We start from the raw sequence: 19966 nt of genomic DNA on the forward strand, positions 1-19966 counted from the left end.
GGACCAGGCGGGCCTGATCCGGTCTTCACCCGTGAGTCGCTGCGGTGTCCCGCCATCTTGCACCAATCAAGAGCCGTGCCAATTGCCGAATCGCGGGGTTTCGCCATGAATTTTGAAGGCGAATTGCGCCGCTGCCCAAGGGGTAGGCAGCGACGCCAATCCGGTGCACATTTTTTGTGCAATCAGCGCCCGACGGGCGCCGAAGCGTCGGGCAGGTTGGCCTTGGTCCAGTTGGAGCGTTCGATGACATAGGCACGGATCGCCTCGGCATCCTGGGGGGTCAGCACGCGCGCGAAGCTGACCATCCCGCGATCCTTGAGCGCGCCGTCGAGGATCACGCCCTTCCACGCATCGGCGTTGGCGAGGGTGCCCGAGACGCGGAGGTCGGGGGTGAAGCCGTTGCCGATTGCGCTGTCGCCGTGGCAGACTTGGCAATAGCGCCCGAAGTGCGCCTTGCCCGCCGCAATCTGTTCGGGGGTGCCGATCTTTGCCGGCGGATTCCACGCGAGCGCGGTGGTCGCCGGCGGTGCCGGCAGCTTCGCGGTGCCGCCGATCTTGAGGACGACGAGGCGCGGCAGGTTGGGCAGCTTGCGCGTCACGCCGCCCGCGATCCCGGCGACGAGCGGGAAGGCGCCGCCCTTGCCGGTCTGGAAGGCGATATATTGCACCCCGCCGATGCGGAAGGTCGAGGGGGCGCTGACGATCCCCGACTGCATGTCGAGGTCGAGGAGCTGCTTGCCGGTGTCGGCGGCATAGGCGCGGAAGCGGCCGGTGCTGGTGCCCTGGAAGACAAGGTTGCCCGCCGTCGTCATCGTGCCGCCGTTCCACGCGGCGGGATAGTCGACGCCCCACGCGACCTTGCCGGTGCGCGGGTCGAAGGCGACGAGGCGCCCGGTGGTCGCGGCGACCGCGGCGCGGAAGGCCTTCTGGTCGTCGGGCAGCATCGTCTTGTTGAGCGAGGTGCCGACGTTGAAGCCGAGCACCTTCCTTTTGTCGAGCTCGTCCATGTCGGCGAGATAACCCTGCGGGATCTGCTGCGCCGGGATGTAGACGAGCCCGGTCTTCGGGTTGAAGCTCATCGGATGCCAGTTATGCGCGCCGAGCGCGCCGGGCACCGCGATGAAGGGCTTGCCTGTCTTGTAGAAACGCGCCTCGGGATTCTCGATCGGGCGGCCGGTCGCCATGTCGTAGCCGGTCGCCCAGTTGATCCCGTCGACGAAGGGCTTGGCATCGATCAGCTTGCCGCTGGTGCGGTCGATCGTGAAGAAGAAGCCGTTCTTCGGCGCGTGGTACAGCACCTTGGTCGGCGTGCCGTTCACCGCCTGCTCGGCGAGGATGATCGGCTGGGTCGCGGTATAGTCCCACGTCTCGCCCGGCGTTTCCTGATAATGCCATTTATATTTGCCGGTCGTGGCGTCGAGCGCGACGACCGAGGACAGGAACCAGTTGTCGCCCTCGCCGTTCGAGCGCGTGCCGTGGTTCCACGGATTGCCGTTGCCGACGCCGAGATAGATCTGGTCGAGGTCCTTGTCGTAGACGATGGCGTCCCAGACGGTGCCGCCGCCGCCCGAGGTCTGCCACTCGCCCGTGTCGGACCAGGTCGCGTTGGCCTTTGATGCAAAGATATCGTCGCTGGCCGCGCCGTCCTTTTCCTTCTTCGGATTGGGCGCGGTGTAGAAGCGCCAGCGCTCCTTGCCGGTGTCGGCGTCATAGGCGGTGACATAGCCGCGCACCCCGAACTCGGCGCCGCCGTTGCCGATCAGCACCATGTCCTTCACGACGCGCGGGGCGCCGGTGATCGTGTAGGGCTTCGAGGTGTCGAAGGTCTGCGTCGACCACAGCTCCTTGCCGGTCTTTTTGTCGAGCGCGATCAGCCGCCCGTCGAGCGTCGCGAAGATGACCTTGTCGCCCCAGACGGCGACGCCGCGGTTGACGACGTCGCAGCACGCGCTGACCGCGCGCTCGCCGGGCACCTTGGGATCGAAGGACCAGAGCTTCTTGCCCGTCGCGGCGTCCCACGCGTCGACCTTCGACCAGGCGTGGCTGACATAGAGAATGCCATCGACGACCACCGGGGTCGCCTCCTGCCCGCGCGCGTCTTCCAGATCGGCGAACCAGGCGATCCCGAGCTCGCCCACATTCTTGTCATTGATGTCGGTGAGCGGGCTGAAACGCTGTTCGTCGTAGCTGTAGCCGATGCCGGCCCAGTTATCGCCGTTGCCGCCGGTCTTGAGCAGGGCCTCGCTGGCCTTTTCGGCGTCGTCGAGCTGGCCGCTCCCCGAGACGCTGTCGTTCTTCGATGCGTTGCATGCTGCCAGTGCCAGTGCCGCGCAGCCCAGCAGCGCGGCCGAAAAGACCTTCTTTGCCATCCCATGCTCTCCCTACGCCTATGCTTGACGTTAACGTCAAGACTGCGCGCGAAGCCGCATGGGTGCAAGCGGGAAATTGGGGGGTGAGGAAGGGGGTTCCATAGCATTCGTCACCCCGGACTTGATCCGGGGTCCACCAAGGCCAGCGCTGTCGGGAAGCCATGGATCCCGGATCAAGTCCGGGATGACGAAATTAAACGGGTGCCGATCAGGCCCAGGGCGGTGCGTTCAGGCCCGTCGGGCTGGCCGTAAAAATCTCGCAGCCGGTTTCGGTGATCCCGATGCTATGTTCGAACTGCGCGGAGAGCGAGCGGTCGCGCGTCACCGCGGTCCAGCCGTCGCTCAGCATCTTCACCGCATATTTGCCGGTGTTGATCATCGGCTCGATCGTGAAGAACATGCCGGGACGCAGCTCGGGGCCGGTGCCCGGGCGGCCGGCGTGGACCACTTCAGGGGCGTCGTGGAACATCTGGCCGAGCCCGTGGCCGCAAAAGTCGCGGACGACCGAATAGCGGTGCTTTTCGGCGTGCGTCTGGATCGCATGCGCGACGTCGCCCATGCGGTTGCCGGGCTTCGCCTGCTCGATCCCGAGCATCAGGCATTCATAGGTGACCTCGACGAGGCGCCGCGACTTGATCGGCACGTCGCCGACCAGATACATGCGGCTGGTGTCGCCGTGCCAGCCGTCGATGATGCTGGTGACGTCGATGTTGACGATGTCGCCCTCGCGCAGCGGCTTGTCGTCGGGAATCCCGTGGCAGACGACATGATTGATGCTGGTGCAGCAGCTATGCGTGAAACCGCGATAGCCGAGCGTCGCCGGAATGCCGCCGCCGTCCAGCATCATCGTGCGGACAAGGTCGTCGATCGCATCGGTAGTCACGCCGGGCTGGACGAAGGGGACGAGCGCGTCGAGGATTTCGGCCGACAGCCGCCCCGCCTTGCGCATCCCGGCAAAGCCCGCCGCGTCGTGCAGCTTGATCGTGCCGTCGCGAACACGGGCCGGCGCAGACGTATCGTCGGCGGTTACGGAGACATAGTCGTACATGCGAATGATATAGTCGCTAGGGGCTCAAAAAGCGAGGGGCGCAAAAGAAAGCCCCTCCCGCTTGCGGGAGGGGTTTGGGGAGGGTTTGGGGCGCTACGGCCCTCCCCGCTGCGACTAGCGGGCAAGCCCGCAAGTCTCGCTGCCCCTCCCGCAAGTGGGCGGGGAGTTTTTTGCCTTACTCCGCCGCCTTCTCGGGCTTGGCTTTCGCCTTGCCCTTGCCGGCTTTCGGCGCGGCGGGGGTTATTTCGAAGGCGAGCGGATTGCCGACATGGGCATCTTCGCCGGTCTTCATCTTCACCTTGACCTCGCCGCCGTGGACCAGCTTGCCGAACAGCAGTTCCTCGGCGAGCGGCTGCTTGATCTTTTCCTGGATCAGGCGGCCCATCGGACGCGCGCCATAGAGCTTGTCATAGCCTTTGCCGGTCAGCCATTCGCGCGCCGCATCGTCGAGCTGGATGTGGACGTTGCGGTCGGCGAGCTGCAGTTCGAGTTCGAGGATGAACTTGTCGACGACGCGCGCGACCACTTCGGGCGGCAGATAACCGAAGGGCACGATCGCATCGAGGCGGTTGCGGAATTCGGGGGTGAACATGCGCTTCACCGCCTCTTCCTGCACATCCTCGCGCGTCGAGACGCCGAAGCCGATCGACTCGCGCGCCATGTCGCTGGCGCCCGCATTGGTCGTCATGATCAGGATGACGTTGCGGAAGTCGACCGTCTTGCCGTGGTGATCGGTCAGGCGGCCGTTGTCCATCACCTGCAACAGGATGTTGAACAGGTCGGGATGCGCCTTTTCGATTTCGTCGAGCAGCAGCACGCAATGCGGATTCTGGTCGATCGCATCGGTGAGCAGCCCGCCCTGATCGTAACCGACATAGCCCGGGGGGGCGCCGATCAGGCGCGACACGCTATGCCGCTCCATATATTCGGACATGTCGAAGCGCTGGAGCGGGATGCCCATGATCGACGCGAGTTGCTTCGCGACCTCGGTCTTGCCGACGCCGGTCGGGCCGCTGAACAGATAGTTGCCGATCGGTTTTTCGGGATCGCGGAGGCCCGCACGGCTCAGCTTGATCGCCGACGACAGCACCTCGATCGCGGTGTTCTGACCGAAGACGACGCGCTTGAGGTCGGTTTCGAGGCTGGCGAGCGTCGCCTTGTCGTCGGTCGAGACCGACTTGGGCGGGATGCGCGCCATCGTCGCGATGACCGCCTCGATCTCCTTGGCGGTGATCGTCTTCTTGCGCTTCGACGGCGCAACCAGCATCTGCATCGCGCCGACCTCGTCGATCACGTCGATCGCCTTGTCGGGCAATTTCCGGTCGTTGATGTAGCGCGCCGACAGGTCGACCGCGGCGTTGATCGCGTCCTGCGTGTAGCGCACCTGGTGATGCGCCTCGAACGCGCTGCGCAGCCCGGCGAGGATTTTCTTGGTATCCTCGAGCGTCGGTTCGACCACGTCGATCTTCTGGAACCGGCGCAGCAAGGCGCGATCCTTTTCGAAGTGGTTGCGGAACTCCTTGTACGTCGTCGAGCCGATGCAGCGGATGACGCCGCCCGACAAGGCGGGCTTCAGGAGGTTCGACGCATCCATCGCGCCGCCCGAAGTTGCACCGGCGCCGATCACCGTGTGAATCTCGTCGATGAACAGGATCGCGTGCGGCAGGCCTTCGAGTTCGGTTACGACCTGTTTCAGCCGTTCCTCGAAATCGCCGCGATAGCGGGTGCCCGCGAGCAGCGCACCCATGTCGAGCGAATAGATCACTGCGGGCAACAGCACCTCGGGCACGTCGCCCTCGATGATCTTGCGCGCGAGACCCTCGGCGATCGCAGTCTTGCCGACGCCGGGATCGCCGACATAGAGCGGGTTGTTCTTGCTGCGGCGGCAGAGGATCTGGATCGTGCGATCGACCTCGGCGCTGCGGCCGATCAGCGGGTCGACCTTGCCACCCTTCGCTTTCTCGTTGAGGTTGACGGTGAACTGGTCGAGCGCGGTTTCCTTCTTGTTCTTGCCTTCGCTCTTGTCCTTCGCCTCTTCCTTTTCCTCGGGCTCGGCCTGCGGCGAGGGCTTGCCGCCCTTGCCGACGCCGTGGCTGAGATAGGAGACGGCATCGAGGCGCGTCAGGTCCTGCTGCTGCAGGAAATAGACGGCATAGCTTTCGCGTTCGGAGAAGAGCGCGACGAGGACGTTGGCGCCGGTCACCTCGTCCTTGCCCGACGACTGGACGTGCAGGATCGCGCGCTGGACGACGCGCTGGAAGCCCGACGTCGGCGACGGGTCGCTGTGCCCCTCGACCTTCAGGCTGTCGAGCTCGGTGTCGAGATAGTGGACGACCGCCGATTGCAGGTCGTCGAGCGCGACGCCGCAAGCGCGCATCACTTCGGCGGCATGATCGTCGTCGATCAGCGCATAGAGCAGATGCTCGAGCGTCGCATATTCGTGGTGACGCTCGGACGCCGCCTTCAGCGCATTGTGCAGGGTCTTTTCGAGGCTTTCCGAAAAGGACGGCATGGGCTTATCTCCTTGGGGACAAGCCGGGGAGAGGCCCGCCCGCTACACACAAGGTGGCGATGCCGCCGCCCCGCCGCAAGGGAAAAGCGGAGGCAGATGTGAAATTACGATGACAGGCCTTGCATTATGGTTAACGGCGCGTTGAGGATTTGGGGTGAGTGCGGACGTTGATGTCCCTCCCTCGTCACCCCGGACTTGATCCGGGGTCCACGAAGGCCAGCACCGTCGGGAAGTCATGGATCCCGGATCAAGTCCGGGATGACGAAAAGGAAGAACCGCCTAGCGGAAAAAGCAGTTCGTTCCCGCAAACAAGGCGTCGATCTTTGCCGCATCGCCGGGTTCGGCGAACATGCCGCCGATGACATTGTCGCCGGTGCCGATGCTGAACTCCTCGCCGAGCGTGCTGTCCTCGAGGTCGACGATCGCCACCGATTCTTTCGCCTTGGCGCGCGTCGTGCCGATGCCGATGCCGCTCATCGTCGAATAGGAAGCAGCGCCATTTTCGTTGCCGAGGAACCAGCCGACGAACTTGCCGCCCTGAAAATTGAGGGTCATCGCGTCGTAGCGCGTGAACTCCATCGTCCCCGCGCCGCATTCCTCGTTCGTGCTACGGTCGTCTTCCTTGCCCGCGACATTGGCGAGCGCGGTTTCGGCCTGCGCGCGCGGGACCCCGAAGGAAAGCAAGCTCGCCTTGCCGGTCGCCTTGTCGATGAAGCGCAGGCCTTCGCCGTCGAGGCTGACCGCGAGCGTCGCCGCGGCGGGGCCGTCGGCCTTGGCTTCGGGCACCGCGGGTGCGGTCGGCACCGCCTTGTCGTCGCCATCGGCCACGGGCTTGTCGGCGGCCGGCTTGCACGCGGCAAGCGCCGCGAGGATGAAAAGGGCCACCAGTTTCCGCATGATCATCTCCTGCCTGCGCGCACGAACGGCAAGACCATTACCGCACCGAGGGTCGCGAGCGCCATATCCTTTTGCGCGTCCCAGATATCGCCCTGCTGTCCGTTATAGCGGTCGGCGGTCTCGCCCGCCGCGACAATGGTGAGCAGCCATTCGAAGATTTCATAGAGGCACGAGATTGCGAGCACCCAGCCGAGCACGGCAAGCATCGCGCCGCGCGCGCCGAGGCCGCCCCAGCGGCGCGCGACTTCGGCAACCGGCACCACCGACAGCGCGCCAAAGGCGAAATGGACGAGCCGGTCGTAATGGTTGCGCGTCCAGCCGAAGGCGTCGGACAGGCTCGTCCCGATCAGCGCGCGCAGCCAGTCGTCGTAGGGCACATTGCTGTAGGCATAGCGTCCGCCGAGCGTGTGGAACGCCATGAAGGCTATGATACAGGCGACCGAAGCGGTCGACAGCGGCCAGCGGCGGAGCAGCCACGGTGAAGCGACGATGAGCAGCATCGTGGGGATATGCTGGAGCAGCGCGATTTCGGGATAGGGCTGGTCGATCTGCGCAAGGAGCAGCAGCAGGAGGAGCGCGCCGATCAGGCGGCGCTGCGCGAGCGGGGGCGCGGCGATCACCAGCGCAGCGACATGCAACTGAGCCCGGCGTCGATATGCGCGATCTGGTCGGTCGGCAGCGGCCGGGCTTCGAGGCCGCGCGCGGCCAGCAGCGCGTGCGTCGCCGACCAGCGGTTGCCGACGAGCACGGTGTCGCGGACGCGCAGGATGTTCGCGGCGGGCTCTTCGCCCGGCGGGGTCAGGACGACCTCCAGCCCGTCGAACTCGGGACAAGCGGCGAGCGCCGGAACGGCAAGGATCGTCCGTTCGTCGATCAGGCCGCAGCCGGTCTTGAAGTGGAGGACGCCGGGCGGCGTTTCGGCGATCACGGCGCGGTAGCCGAGTTCGGCCAACAAGCCGGCGAGTTCTTCCGCCCCGGCGCGGTCGGTGCGCGCCGAAAGGCCGATGATCACCCGATCGGCAAGGCGCAGGATGTCACCGCCGTCGGCAAAACCTGGACCGGCCATTGCCAGCAGGCGCTTGTGGCGGGCGGCGAGGGGCGCGCGGATATGGTCGACTTCGCCCGCCCGGCTCGGCGCGCCGGGGCGCAGCAGGATCGCGCCCTCGGGAAAGGTCAGCGCGACATCTTCGGTGAACAAAGCGTCGGGGAAATCGTCGAGCGGGTCGAGGACGTCGACCGCGAGGCCTATGTCGCGCAATGTCGCGACATAGGCCTCATGTTCGGCGAGGAGGCCGTAGAAGTCGGGATCGGGGCCGCCATCGGCGCGGATGCCCTTGACGGCGGAGCGCGCAGGGGCGCGGCAGAGGGCGCGGGTGAAGGCATAGGGGCTGGTCATGCCCCATCCCTACCCGTTCGCACCCCGAAGTCGAGATGCGAACGGGAGAGGTTTCGGGCTCAGCCCTTCTTGAGGTGGCGACGGCCGAGCAGTTCGGCGATCTGCACCGCGTTCAGCGCCGCACCCTTGCGGAGGTTATCCGAAACGCACCAGAGGTTGAGGCCGTTTTCGACCGTCGGGTCTTCACGGACACGCGACACGAAGGTGGCGAAGTCGCCGACGCATTCGACGGGGGTGATGTAGCCGCCGTCTTCGCGCTTGTCGTGGAGCACGACGCCGGGCGCCTCGCGCAGGATGCGCTGCGCGTCCTCGGCCGACAGTTCGTCCTCCATCTCGATGTTGATCGCTTCCGAATGGCCGACGAACACCGGCACGCGGACGCAGGTCGCAGTGACCTTGATCTTCGGGTCGAGGATCTTCTTGGTTTCGACGACCATCTTCCATTCTTCCTTCGTCGAGCCGTCGTCGAGGAACTTGTCGATGTGCGGGATGACGTTGAAGGCGATCTGCTTGGTAAACTTGTTGATGTCCTTTTCGTCGCCGACGAAGATCTGGCGCGTCTGGTTCCACAGCTCGTCCATGCCCGCCTTGCCCGCGCCCGACACCGACTGATAGGTCGAGACAACGACGCGCTTGATCGTCGCCGCGTCGTGGAGCGGCTTCAGCGCGACGACCATCTGCGCGGTCGAGCAATTGGGGTTCGCGATGATGTTACGCTTCGTATAGCCGTCGATCGCGTCGGGGTTCACCTCGGGCACGATCAGCGGGACGTCGGGGTCCATACGATAGAGCGACGAGTTGTCGATCACGACGCAGCCCGCCGCGGCCGCCTTCGGCGCGTGGATCGCGGTCGCGTCACTCCCGATCGCGAAAATCGCCATGTCCCATCCCGACCAGTCGAAATTCTCGATATTCTGGCACTTCACGGTTTTGCCGGTATCGCCGATTTCGATCTCGTCGCCCTGGCTGCGCGACGAGGCGACCGCCGCCAGTTCGTCGTAGGGAAATTCGCGCTCGGCGAGAATGGCGAGCACTTCGCGCCCGACATTGCCCGTGGCTCCGGCGACAACGATACGATAACCCATTTACTCACTCCTCAAGGCAAGAAACTCAGGTAGAAATTTGCGGTAGTTCAGACTTTCCAGCGAAAATGGCCGGTCAGCGGATGGTCGAAGAGCGCGTCTTCCTCGCGCGCCCCGCGGCCGATATTATGGATGATCAGCGGGCGGCCCGCTGCGCTAGTTCGATCCGAGACGATCCCGGTGTGCGGAAAGCGGCCGCCGGTCATCGCGGTGAAGATGTCGCCCGGCCGCCAGTCGGCGGGATCGCTGGACACCGGCAGCCGCGCCCGCTGGCGCGTCCAATAGGTCGCGAGGTTCGGCACCCGGCGGTGATCGATATTGCGGTCGGGGCGCCGCAGCCCCCAGTTTTTCGGATAGGCGGAAAAGGCGCCGCGCATGTCGGCGTTGACCAGCGCCTGCAGGTCGACATCCAGCGCGTCGCGATAGGCGCGGATCAGGACGTCAGTGCACACGCCCTTGACCCGTGCGACATCGCCGCCCGGAAAGGCGAGCACCGTATAGGCGGGATCATAGGTCAGCGTGACGCCGACCTGCCCCCGCGCCGCCGCGATCAGCCGCTGCGCGGGGGTTGCCGCCTTCGCGCTGCCCGGCCAGCCCGCCGCCACGCCAAGCGCCAGCGCCGCGCCGATGAAGGCGCGCCGCGACGGCTGAACGGGGATGGACGGCTGGTTCAATTTTGCGTTGCCCAAATGAAAACGACCGGCTCTGCCTGTTGGCGGAACCGGTCGTTTTGGAAAGCTGTTTCGGCTTTTTGGTGGAGAAGTTCTCCTTAGCCTTCGCCGGCTTCCGACCGGTATTCGCGGCGCTCCGCAATACGTGCCGATTTACCAGTGCGCCCGCGCAGATAGTAAAGTTTCGCACGACGGACAGCGCCCTTGCGGACGACGGTAATCGAATCGATGTTGGGCGAGTAAAGCGGGAAGACGCGCTCGACACCCTCGCCGAACGACATTTTGCGCACGGTGAAGTTGGAGCCCATGCCCTTGTTCGAGCGTGCGATGCACACGCCTTCGAAATTCTGGACGCGGGTGCGTTCGCCTTCGACCACCTTCACGCCGACCTTCAGCGTGTCGCCGGGGCGGAATTCGGGGATCGTCTTGCCGGCCTTGGCAATTTCTTCGGCTTCGATCGTCTGGATGAGGTTCATGTCCTCTAGTCCTTTTCTTTTCGCCGCGCGCCAGAGGCAGGTCGGGCCCGAGCGCCCTCATGGCGCTCCCAAAGGTCCGGCCTGCGTAACCGTGTGTGATCTTCCGCCTGTTGTTTCCGCCAGGCCGCGATCTTCGCATGATCCCCCGATCGCAGCACTTCGGGGATCGTGCGCCCTTCCCATGTGACGGGCCGGGTATAGTGCGGATATTCGAGCAAACCGTTTTCGAACGATTCGTCGTCCCCGCTTGAAGCCGCGCCCATTACGCCGGGAAGCAGCCGAATGCAAGCGTCGAGGAGCAGCAGCGCGCCCATCTCGCCGCCCGACAATATGATGTCGCCCATCGACACCTCTTCGATGGCGCGCGCCTCGAAAATCCGTTCGTCGAATCCCTCGAAGCGGCCGCAGAGGATGATCGCGCCGGGACCTGCCGCCAGCCGGCGCACGCGCGCCTGCGTGATCGGGGTACCGCGCGGGGTCATCGCGAGGAGCGGCAGGCCCGGATGCGCCGCCACGGCGTGATCGATTGCCGCCGCCAGCACATCGGCCTTGAGCACCATCCCGGCGCCGCCGCCCGCCGGGGTGTCGTCGACGGTGCGATGCCTGTCGGTCGCGAAATCGCGGATCTGCACCGGCGCGCAGTTCCACGTCCCGCTTTCGAGCGCCCGCCCCGCCATGCTGTGCCCCAGCGGACCGGGGAACATGTCGGGATAGAGCGTCAAGGGAACGGCGGTGAAGGTCATGGCAGCGGCGTCCATAGCGGCTCGGCGAGCAGGTGGCGATCCTTCTCCAGTTCGGCACGCAGCCATTCGCGGAAACGTTCGATCTTGCGCACCCCGACGCGGTTTTCGCGGTGAACGAGATAATGGGCGGTTCCCGGTTCGTAGAGCGTCTCGAAGGGCTGGACGAGGCGTCCGGCGTCGAGTTCGGCGCGCCACAGCAGCGGTGTCATCATCGCGATGCCGAAGCCCGCCTGCACCGCGCTCGCTTCCTGAAGCTGGCTGTCGAGTTCGACGCCGCTGCGCTGCGGAGCGGGCACCGCGTCGACCCCGGCGGCGGCGAGCCAGCCGGCCCACCATGGGTCGTTGGGCGCGAGCCGCTCGACGCGCAGCAGGTCCTCGGGCCGTTCGATGCGGTTAGCGTCGCGAAAGGCCGGGGCACAGATCGGTGTGACATGGCTGCGATAGAGGAAGTCGGCGCGCAGCCTGGGCCACGGCCCGCGGCCGACGCGGATCGCGACGTCGACGTTGGTCGCGTCGAAATCGACGAGGTCGTTGTTCATCGACATGCGCACCGCAAGATCGGGATAGGCGAGCTGGAAGCCGCCGATGCGCGCCCCGAGCCAGGTGCCGCCGAAGGTCGTCATCGCGCTGATCGTCAGCACATCGGCCTCGTCGCTGCCGAGCGCGGCGAAAGCGTCGCTCATCAACGCAAAGGCATTGCTGACCGCGGGGAGCAGCCGCAGCCCGGTCTCCGACAGGCGCACCCGCCCCTTCTCGCGCACGAACAGCGCCCGACCGAGCCGGTCTTCCAATTGGCGGACCTGATAGCTGACCGCCGCCTGCGTCATCCCCAGCTCCTCGGCAGCGCGCGAGAAATTCTGTAGGCGTCCTGCCGCCTCGAAGGTCCGTATCGCGGCAAGGGGCGGCAGTTTGGGCATCGCGCTCCTATAAGCTACCCTTATGATATGGTCTACGCCTTTTGTTGGCGCGCGGCGCGGCAAAGGCGCATCTGGCAATCATTCGATCGCCAGGAGACAAGATCATGAAGGACGAACTTTGGATGCGGAACTGGAACGAAGGCCATCCGCAGTTCAGCGCCGATCTGCATCGCGGCCTCATGCAGTTGCGGACGGCATTCCGGCGGCTGGGCGAATGGATCGCGCTGCCCCGGGCGCGGCGGCGCTCGCGTGTATGACGCAGGAAGCGGCGGGCGCCATTCCGCCCGCCGTTAACCAAAAATCAGCGGCTCGTCGCCTAGCATCCCCTCGACCAACTCCGGGGGGAATTGATGAGGCGATGGGCGCGAGCGGCGGCTGCGGGCGTGGTGCTTTGGGGCACCGCGGTCCCGGCGCGCGCGCAATCCTCGTTCGCCGACGCAACGACCATGAACTGGGATGGCGCGCTGACCGGCATGTTCCTCGGGCTGCTGCTTTTCTCGCTCGCCTATAACGCCGCCTTCTTCGCGCTGCTGCGCGAACGCTTCCTGATCTGGCAGAGCGCACGCACGCTCAGCTATTTCGCCCTCGCCATCGGGCTGTCGCCGCTGGCCATGGGACCGGCGCTGGCACCCGACAGCTTTGCGCGCCAGATATGGATTTGCGTGCTATTCGACCTTGGCGTCGTCTTTTCGGGCCCCTTCCTGCGCGCCTACCTCGAGCCCGGAACGGTGCATAAGCGCCTCTATCCGCTGCTCGGCTGGCCGCCCTTTCTGATCCTCCTCACGACGCCGGCGGCGCTGATGGCAGGCCCGCCGCTCTATTTCGCAATACGCAGCGCGGTGCTGCTCGCGATGCTCGCGCTCTGCATCGCGACCGTCGTGATCGCGATCGCGCGCGGCAGCCGCACCGCGCGCTATCAGGCCGCGGCGTGGAGCGGCATCGCCGCGGTCTATGGCGTCAGCCTGTTCCACGACATCGTCCTGCACACGCCGTTCGAGTTGTTCCTGTTCGCGCTGTTTCCGGCGCTCGGGCTCGAGGTGATGCTGACCGCGTTCGGCATCCTCGACCGGCTGGTGCGGCTGCGGCAGGAACGGCAGGAGGCGCGCGCGCAGGCCGAGGCGATGCGCGTCATCGCGCACACCGACCCGCTGACCGGCCTGCCCAACCGCCGCGCGATCGAGGCGAGCTTCAACGACGATCCCCCGGTGGCGATCGCCATCGTCGATCTCGACCATTTCAAGGCGATCAACGACCATCACGGCCACGACGTCGGCGACCGGGTGATCTTCGCCGCCGGGGTTGCCTTGGGGTCGGGAAGCGCGCTCGCCGCAAGGATCGGCGGCGAGGAATTTGCGCTGCTGTTCCGCTGCGAAGCGGGCGAGGTAGCGGGCGAGGCCGAACGGCTGCGCCAGCGCGTCGGCGCCTATATCGCGCAGATGGTGCCGTCGCTGAAGCGGCCGGTGACCGCGAGCATGGGACTGGTCCATATCAGCCGCGACACAAGCTTTGGGGCGGCAATGAAATCGGCCGACATCAACCTTTATGCCGCGAAGGAAAGCGGCCGCGACCGGGTGGTGTTTATCGAAGCCGCCGCGGCCTAGATTATGATTCAGGGCTGTTCGGCCGGCACCACACGCAAGCGCAGCGCCTGCAGCGTTGCGGGCGTGGTCGGGGCGAGCAGCAGCATGCCGTCGAGCTTGCCCTTGTCGCAGTTCAGGCGAAAGGCGGTCGACATCGCCCCCATCGGCGCAAGCGGTTCGGCGGCCGGGCATTCGCCGACTTCGGTTTTCAGCCGCGCAAATTCGGCGGCCCAGTTTTCCGCCGAACGATCGAGCAGGAAATTCATCGCCAGCTTGCCGTCGAGCGGCGCGAGATTGCCCGCAGCATAAGCGCCGCGCGCCGCGGCGAACATGTCGGCCACCGACGGCGAGACGGGCACCGCGCGGTCGGGAAGCAATCCCGCCTGCTCCATCAGCACCGCGGTATCCCATGCCGGCGCCGACGGCCCCGCATAGGTGCGGTTCGACAGTGCGAAGACGCCGACGCCATGGTCGGGCATCAGCATCACATGGCTGCCGTAACCGGGATAGCCGCCGCCATGCGCCATGGTGAGGCCGAGGTCGCAATCCTGCGCGACGCGCCAGCCCATGCCATAGGCGGCGGCTTGCTTGCAGGCGGTCGCGCCGCTCGCCCCGATGCGGTTGGTGACCGAGACGAAGTTGAGCCCCTGCGCCATTTCGCGCACCGTCGCGCGCTTGACCGGGCCGGTGTCGGCGTCGTCGCGCGCCGGCCAGGCCGAGAGCAGGAAGGCGACCCATTTGGCATAGTCGCTGGCGCTGACCTGCAGCCCGCCCATGGCGTTGAAGGCGCCGTCGACCATCTCCGGCTCGGCGGACCATTTGTCATCTTCCCAGCGATAGCCGAGCGCATAGCGCGCCTTCGGCGCCCCCGGCGCATCGAAGCCGCTGCTCGTCATGCCGAGCGGGGTCAGGATCGTCTGCCGGACATAGTCGGTGTAGGCCACGCCCGACGCTCTGGCGACGATGCGGCCGAGCAGGGCATAGCCGAAGTTCGAATATTCATGTTGGCTCTGCGGTACGCGGCTGAACGGCACGCCTGCGGCGATCAGTTTCGTAAATTCGTCCTGCGGCAGCACCTGTTGCCGGTCGCCCCACGGGTCGTCGGTGACGAAACCGCCGACATGCTGGAGCAGGTCGCGGATTCGGATGCGCGGGCTGTCGGCGGTCGGATAGGTCCAGCCCTTCATTTCCGGCACATATTGCTCGGCAAGGTCGTCGAGGCGGAGCTTGCCGTCGTCGCGCAGCTTGAGGATCGACAGCGCGGTGAACGCCTTGGTCATCGACGCGATGCGAAACAGGCTGTCGGGAGTGACGGGACGCTTGTCGGCGATATTCTGGACGCCGACGCCCTTTACATAGGCGAGCTTGCCATCCTTGACGACGCCATAGACCATGCCGGGAATATGCTGTTCGGCCTGATATTTGACGAAGAGCGCGTCGATTTCGGGAGCGAGCTGGTCGAGGGTTTTGGGAGCGGGCTCCTGTGCCGTCGCAGGCGCCGCAACGCCGAGCATGAGAGCGAAAACGAAACCCGATTTCCAGCGCATGACAATCTCCCCGGCCATTTACGACGGGGCTATCAGAATGGCGGATGAGGACAATCGGCTATTCGACGAATGCCGCGTTCACGGTCAGCCCGTCTTCGCTCCACGCCGGCACCGCCTGGACGTTCATCGGCACCATGAAGCGGACGGGCTTTTTGCCGGGCTCGGCCGGCTTCTCGATTTCGAGGATGTCGCCGGCGCCAAAATTCTCGACCGCGGCGACATGGCCGATCGCGTTCCCGTCGGTCGAGATGCACGGCAGGCCGATCAGATCGTGGTGATAATATTCGCCCGGCCCAAGTGGCGGCAACGCCGAGCGCGGCACGGTGAGCACGGTGCCGCGCAGCGCCTCGGCGGCGCTGCGGTCGGCCACTTCGGCGAAAGTCGCGACGGCGCCCTGATTGGCGGGACGCACCGATTTGAGTGTGAGCGTACGCTCGCCTGCATTCAAAACGGAAAAGGCGCGGAGAGCTTCCGCGCCTTCGCCGAACAATTTGAGACGCACCTCGCCCCGCACCCCGTGCGCGCCGGCGATGGCGGCAAGGGTGACGGGGCGATGGGCGTCGGCCAAGGCTTAGCCTTCGGCCTTTTCTTCGCCGGCTTCGGCGGCAGGCGCCTCTTCGGCAGGCGCTTCTTCGGCAGCCGGAGCAGCCGGGGCTTCTTCGGCCGGGCCGCCTTCGGCAGCCTGTTCTGCCATCGCGGTCGCGTCGTCGGCGGTCGCGTCGGCGGGGGTTTCGTCGGCAACGGCTTCGGCGACAGCTTCGGCGGTCGCTTCGCTCTTCACCGAACCGGTCGCATCCGACTCAGCGGCATCGGGAGCGGCAGCCTCTTCAGCGGCGGGGGCTTCGGCAGCGGCTTCTTCGGCCGGAGCAGCTTCTTCAGCGGCTTCGGGTTCGGGCGCCGGAGCGGCGGCAGCAGCGGCTGCGGCTTCTTCGGCGTCAGCCAGCTTCTGGGCCTTTTCTTCGGCGCGTTCTTTGGCCTTTTCGCCCGGGACCGCCTTGTTGGGGTTGTTGCGGGCAGCGCGTTCCTTGATGCCGGCGGCGTCGAGGAAGCGGGCAACGCGGTCGCTCGGCTGGGCGCCGACGCTCAGCCAGTGCGCGGCGCGTTCGCCGTCGAGCTTGACGCGCTCCGGATTGTCCTTGGCGAGCAGCGGGTTGTAGCTGCCGATGCGCTCGATGAAGCGACCGTCGCGCGGGCTGCGCGAGTCGGCGACGACGATCTTGTAATAGGGACGCTTTTTCGAACCGCCGCGCGAAAGGCGAATGGAGGTAGCCATGATGTAAGTCCTTCTTTCTAAATCAAATTCAAAGTCGGTTGATCGGGTTATTTCTTCTTATTCATAAGATTTGCGAGTTCGGGCGGAATCGCCCCGCCGCCGAGGCCGGGAAGGCCGCCAAGGCCCCCACCGCCCATTCCGCCGCCGCCCATGCCGGGAATGCCGCCGCCCTTGCCGAACAGCGCGCCGAGCCCCTTGAGGCCGCCCATCTTGCGGATCTTCTTCATCGCGGTGGACATTTCCTGATGCATTTTCAGCACCCGGTTCACCTGCTGCACATTGGTGCCCGAACCGTTGGCGATGCGGATCTTGCGCTTCGCGGTGATGATCTCGGGCTTCGCGCGCTCTTTGGGGGTCATCGACCCCATGATCGCATCGAAATGCACGAGCATCTTGTCGTCGGTGCCGCTCTGCGCCATCGCCGCCTGCGCCTTCTTCATCCCGGGGATCATCCCGGCGAGCGCGCCGAGGCCGCCCATGCGGCGCATCTGGTTGAGCTGCGTGCGCAGGTCGTTGAGGTCGAACTGGCCCTTGGCCAGCTTCGCCGCCATCGCCTCGGCCTCTTCGGCCTGGATCGTCTCGGCGGCACGTTCGACAAGGCTGACGACGTCGCCCATGCCGAGGATGCGGCCCGCGATCCGTGACGGCTGGAAAAGTTCAAGCCCGTCGAGCTTCTCGCCGGTGCCCGCGAACTTGATCGGCTTGCCGGTGACGGCGCGCATCGACAGCGCAGCACCGCCGCGGGCGTCGCCATCCATGCGGGTCAGCACCACGCCGGTGAGCGGCACCTGATCGGTGAAGCGCTGCGCGACCTGCACCGCGTCCTGACCGGTCAGGCTGTCGACGACGAGCAGGGTTTCGGCGGGGTTCGCGGTACGCGACACCGCCTGCATCTCGTCCATCAGCTGCTGGTCGACGTGGAGACGGCCCGCGGTATCGAGCATCAGGACGTCATAGCCCTGCAGCTTCGCCGCCTGCAGCGCGCGCTGCGCGATCTCGACCGGCTGCTGACCGGCGACGATGGGCAGCGTCGCGACGTCGATCTGCTGGCCGAGGACGGCGAGCTGTTCCTGCGCGGCGGGGCGGTTGACGTCGAGCGACGCCATCAGCACCTTCTTGCGCTCCTTGTCCTTCAGCCGCTTCGCGATCTTCGCGGTCGTCGTCGTCTTGCCCGAACCCTGCAGGCCGACCATCATGATGACCGCGGGCGGGGTGACGGCAAGCTCGAGTTCGGCGGTTTCGGAGCCGAGCATCTCGGTCAGCGCGTCGCTGACGATCTTGACGACCTGCTGTCCCGGAGTGACCGAGCGCAGGACATTCTGGCCGATCGCGAGTTCGGTGACCTGATCGACGAAGCTGCGGACGACGGGCAGCGCGACGTCGGCCTCGAGCAGGGCGATTCGCACTTCGCGCATCGCGGCGCGCACGTCGGCCTCGGTCAGCGCGCCGCGGCCGCGGAGCTTCCCGAAAACATCGCCAAGCCGATTGCTCAGACTGTCGAACATGCGCCTCAAATCCTTCGTTTCGAGGCCCGCAACGCAAAAGACGCCGGTGAGCGAAACCTCGCCAACCAGCGGCTATCCGTGGACAGACTTTCCGTCGCGGACATCGATATGTCCGTGCGCAAGATGCGCGCGAACGCGGCGGCCAATACACATTTATGCGCAGGCTGGCAAGCGAGCGCCGCCGCACTCCGTTTAACGCAAATTTCACCGCTTCGGGTCCAGAACGGCGCGCGGGTGGTGGGGAAATATCTATGACAGCGATGCCAAGACCAAGGGACCGCAGCGAAGGCGCCAAACGCGACATCGTCGCGGGCGGCATCGTCGTCGCCGCCATCCTGCTGTTCGTCGGCACCGGCAGCAATGTGATGCAATCGGTGATCCGGTCGCTGATCGGCATCGGCGGCGGCCCCGATAATGTGCTCACCTCGATGCTGATCCTCAATATCGCGCTGATCCTGTTCGGCTGGCGCCGTTACGAGGATCTCAATCGCGAGATCGTCGAACGCACCGAGGCCGAACAACGCGCGCGCTATCTGGCCGACACCGACCCGCTGACGGGTTTCCTGAACCGCCGCGCGCTGATGGCGAACGGGCAGCAGTTGATCGTCGATGCGGCGCTGGAAAAGCGGCAGGTCGCCCTGTTCCTGCTCGACCTCGATCATTTCAAGACGGTCAACGACATCCACGGCCACGCCGCGGGCGACCGCGTGCTGCAGGTGGCGGCCGAGCGCATCACGGCGGTGCTGCCGCCGAGCGCGACCAAGGCGCGGCTCGGCGGCGACGAATTCGTCGCGATGCTGCCGTTCGAACCCGCGGCGCGCGACCATATCGAAGCGCTCGCGGCGCAGCTTGTCGCCGCGCTCGAGGAACCGATCTTTCACGGCGCGCAACAAATCCGCACCGGCGCTTCGCTCGGCGTCGCGCTGGCGAGCGAGGCGGGGATCACGATGGAAACGATCGTCCGCCAGGCCGACATCGCCATGTATCATTGCAAGGACGAGGGGCGGAACCGTTTCTGCTGGTTCGAGCCCGGCATGGAAATGGCGGTGCAGGTCCGCAACCAGATCGAAACCGGGATTCGCAGCGGCATGCCGCGCGGCGAATTCGTCCCCCATTTCGAGCCGCAGGTCGACATCGCGAGCGGCCGCCTGCTCGGTTTCGAGATGCTGATGCGCTGGGAATCGCCCGAATATGGCATGATCCCGCCCGAACGCTTCATTCCGGTCGCCGAGGAAAGCGGACTGATCGGCGAATTGTCGCTGCAGGTCATCGGCCGCGCGATGGAAATCGCCAAGGGCTGGGACCCGTCGATCATGCTCGCGGTCAATATCTCGCCGCAGCAGCTCAAGGATCCGTGGTTCAGCCAGAAGCTCACCAAGCTGCTCGTCGAAACGGGCTTCCCGGCCAGCCAACTCGAGGTCGAGATCACCGAAAGTTCGCTGTTCGAGAATCTGCCGCTCGTCCGCTCGATCGTCACGAGCCTCAAGAATCAGGGCGTGTCGCTGAGCCTCGACGATTTCGGCACCGGTTACAGCTCGCTGTCGCACCTCCGCGCGCTGCCCTTCGACCGGATCAAGATCGACCGCAGCTTCGTCGCCGCGATGCGCGGCAGCCCCGACGCGCAGGCGATCGTCGTCGCGATCGTCCGGCTGGGCGAAAGCCTGTCGATGCCGATCACTGCGGAGGGGGTCGAGGATGAAGCGACCGCGATCGAACTGACGCGGCTCGGCTGCGCCAAGGGTCAGGGCTGGTATTACGGACGCGCGGCTTCCGCCACCGACACCACCGCCCTGCTCGCCGAACGCGGGCTGATGCGCGCGCCGGTGGTGCCCGAAGGCGCTCCGACGCCCGACGAAGCCCCGCTGCGCAAGAGCGCGTGATTTCACCGTCGCCTTCGCGGGGACGACGGGATCCGGACGGTTAGCTAGACTTCCCGCCCCCGCGCTCCTA

Annotated in this window: 17 protein-coding genes and 1 pseudogene; 3 read left to right on the plus strand and 15 right to left on the minus strand. The window is 65.9% G+C overall.

Annotated elements, in window-relative coordinates:
• Positions 1–182: 182 nt before the first annotated feature.
• From LH19_RS18365 to LH19_RS18415, 11 genes are all read right to left on the minus strand, one after another.
• A complete protein-coding gene (locus tag LH19_RS18365) occupies positions 183–2369 on the minus strand; it encodes a PQQ-dependent dehydrogenase, methanol/ethanol family (RefSeq protein ID WP_054731146.1) in 2187 nt (728 codons plus the stop codon).
• A 208-nt stretch (positions 2370–2577) separates the two neighbouring features.
• Positions 2578–3417 carry a type I methionyl aminopeptidase gene (gene map, locus LH19_RS18370; protein ID WP_054731148.1) on the minus strand — a complete coding sequence of 280 codons (840 nt, stop codon included), beginning with the start codon at positions 3415–3417 and terminating at the stop codon, positions 2578–2580.
• 175 nt (positions 3418–3592) lie between these two features.
• Positions 3593–5929 (minus strand): ATP-dependent Clp protease ATP-binding subunit ClpA, encoded by a 2337-nt coding sequence (clpA, locus tag LH19_RS18375; RefSeq protein ID WP_054731150.1) that lies wholly within the window; start codon positions 5927–5929, stop codon positions 3593–3595.
• Positions 5930–6208: 279 nt separating this feature from the next.
• Positions 6209–6826 (minus strand): hypothetical protein, encoded by a 618-nt coding sequence (locus LH19_RS18380; RefSeq protein WP_145923515.1) that lies wholly within the window; start codon positions 6824–6826, stop codon positions 6209–6211.
• Positions 6827–6828: 2 nt separating this feature from the next.
• Complete coding sequence (locus LH19_RS18385) at positions 6829–7446, minus strand: DUF2238 domain-containing protein (RefSeq protein ID WP_234715963.1); 618 nt, start codon at positions 7444–7446, stop codon at positions 6829–6831.
• Complete coding sequence (locus LH19_RS18390; RefSeq protein WP_054731156.1) at positions 7443–8222, minus strand: arginine deiminase family protein; 780 nt, start codon at positions 8220–8222, stop codon at positions 7443–7445. The genes LH19_RS18385 and LH19_RS18390 overlap by 4 nt, the downstream gene beginning before the upstream one ends.
• 59 nt (positions 8223–8281) lie before the next feature.
• Positions 8282–9307 (minus strand): aspartate-semialdehyde dehydrogenase, encoded by a 1026-nt coding sequence (locus LH19_RS18395; protein WP_054731158.1) that lies wholly within the window; start codon positions 9305–9307, stop codon positions 8282–8284.
• Between the two features lie 47 nt (positions 9308–9354).
• Complete coding sequence (locus LH19_RS18400) at positions 9355–9978, minus strand: DUF1287 domain-containing protein (protein WP_201258377.1); 624 nt, start codon at positions 9976–9978, stop codon at positions 9355–9357.
• Between the two features lie 95 nt (positions 9979–10073).
• Positions 10074–10451 (minus strand): 50S ribosomal protein L19, encoded by a 378-nt coding sequence (rplS, locus tag LH19_RS18405; protein ID WP_054589016.1) that lies wholly within the window; start codon positions 10449–10451, stop codon positions 10074–10076.
• Between the two features lie 5 nt (positions 10452–10456).
• Positions 10457–11194 (minus strand): tRNA (guanosine(37)-N1)-methyltransferase TrmD, encoded by a 738-nt coding sequence (trmD, locus tag LH19_RS18410; RefSeq protein ID WP_054733839.1) that lies wholly within the window; start codon positions 11192–11194, stop codon positions 10457–10459.
• A complete protein-coding gene (locus tag LH19_RS18415) occupies positions 11191–12111 on the minus strand; it encodes a LysR substrate-binding domain-containing protein (protein WP_054731160.1) in 921 nt (306 codons plus the stop codon). The genes trmD and LH19_RS18415 overlap by 4 nt, the downstream gene beginning before the upstream one ends.
• A 104-nt stretch (positions 12112–12215) precedes the next feature.
• Between LH19_RS18415 and LH19_RS18420 the strand changes: the two genes are divergently transcribed.
• Positions 12216–12368 carry a hypothetical protein gene (locus LH19_RS18420; RefSeq protein ID WP_156344050.1) on the plus strand — a complete coding sequence of 51 codons (153 nt, stop codon included), beginning with the start codon at positions 12216–12218 and terminating at the stop codon, positions 12366–12368.
• A gap of 93 nt (positions 12369–12461) precedes the next feature.
• Positions 12462–13712 (plus strand): sensor domain-containing diguanylate cyclase, encoded by a 1251-nt coding sequence (locus LH19_RS18425; RefSeq protein WP_082395890.1) that lies wholly within the window; start codon positions 12462–12464, stop codon positions 13710–13712.
• 8 nt (positions 13713–13720) lie between these two features.
• On the opposite strand, the gene LH19_RS18430 is transcribed toward LH19_RS18425, so the two are convergent.
• The 4 genes and pseudogenes from LH19_RS18430 to ffh form a co-directional block, all read right to left on the minus strand.
• On the minus strand, positions 13721–15238 hold the full coding sequence (locus LH19_RS18430; protein ID WP_054733842.1) for a serine hydrolase domain-containing protein: 1518 nt from the start codon (positions 15236–15238) through the stop codon (positions 13721–13723).
• Between the two features lie 58 nt (positions 15239–15296).
• Positions 15297–15806, minus strand: coding sequence for a ribosome maturation factor RimM (gene rimM, locus LH19_RS18435; RefSeq protein ID WP_054731166.1), 510 nt, complete (start codon positions 15804–15806; stop codon positions 15297–15299).
• Positions 15807–16034: 228 nt separating this feature from the next.
• Positions 16035–16511 (minus strand): annotated as a pseudogene (gene rpsP, locus LH19_RS18440) (30S ribosomal protein S16); the annotation flags it as partial.
• Positions 16512–16558: 47 nt separating this feature from the next.
• Positions 16559–18016 (minus strand): signal recognition particle protein, encoded by a 1458-nt coding sequence (gene ffh, locus LH19_RS18445; protein WP_054731168.1) that lies wholly within the window; start codon positions 18014–18016, stop codon positions 16559–16561.
• A gap of 251 nt (positions 18017–18267) precedes the next feature.
• On the opposite strand from ffh, the gene LH19_RS18450 reads away from it, so the two are divergent.
• Positions 18268–19896: a putative bifunctional diguanylate cyclase/phosphodiesterase gene (locus tag LH19_RS18450; RefSeq protein WP_054731170.1), complete on the plus strand. Its 1629-nt coding sequence runs from the start codon at positions 18268–18270 to the stop codon at positions 19894–19896.
• Positions 19897–19966 lie beyond the last annotated feature (70 nt).

It is taken from the genome of Sphingopyxis macrogoltabida (assembly GCF_001314325.1).
Classification (GTDB): domain Bacteria; phylum Pseudomonadota; class Alphaproteobacteria; order Sphingomonadales; family Sphingomonadaceae; genus Sphingopyxis; species Sphingopyxis macrogoltabida.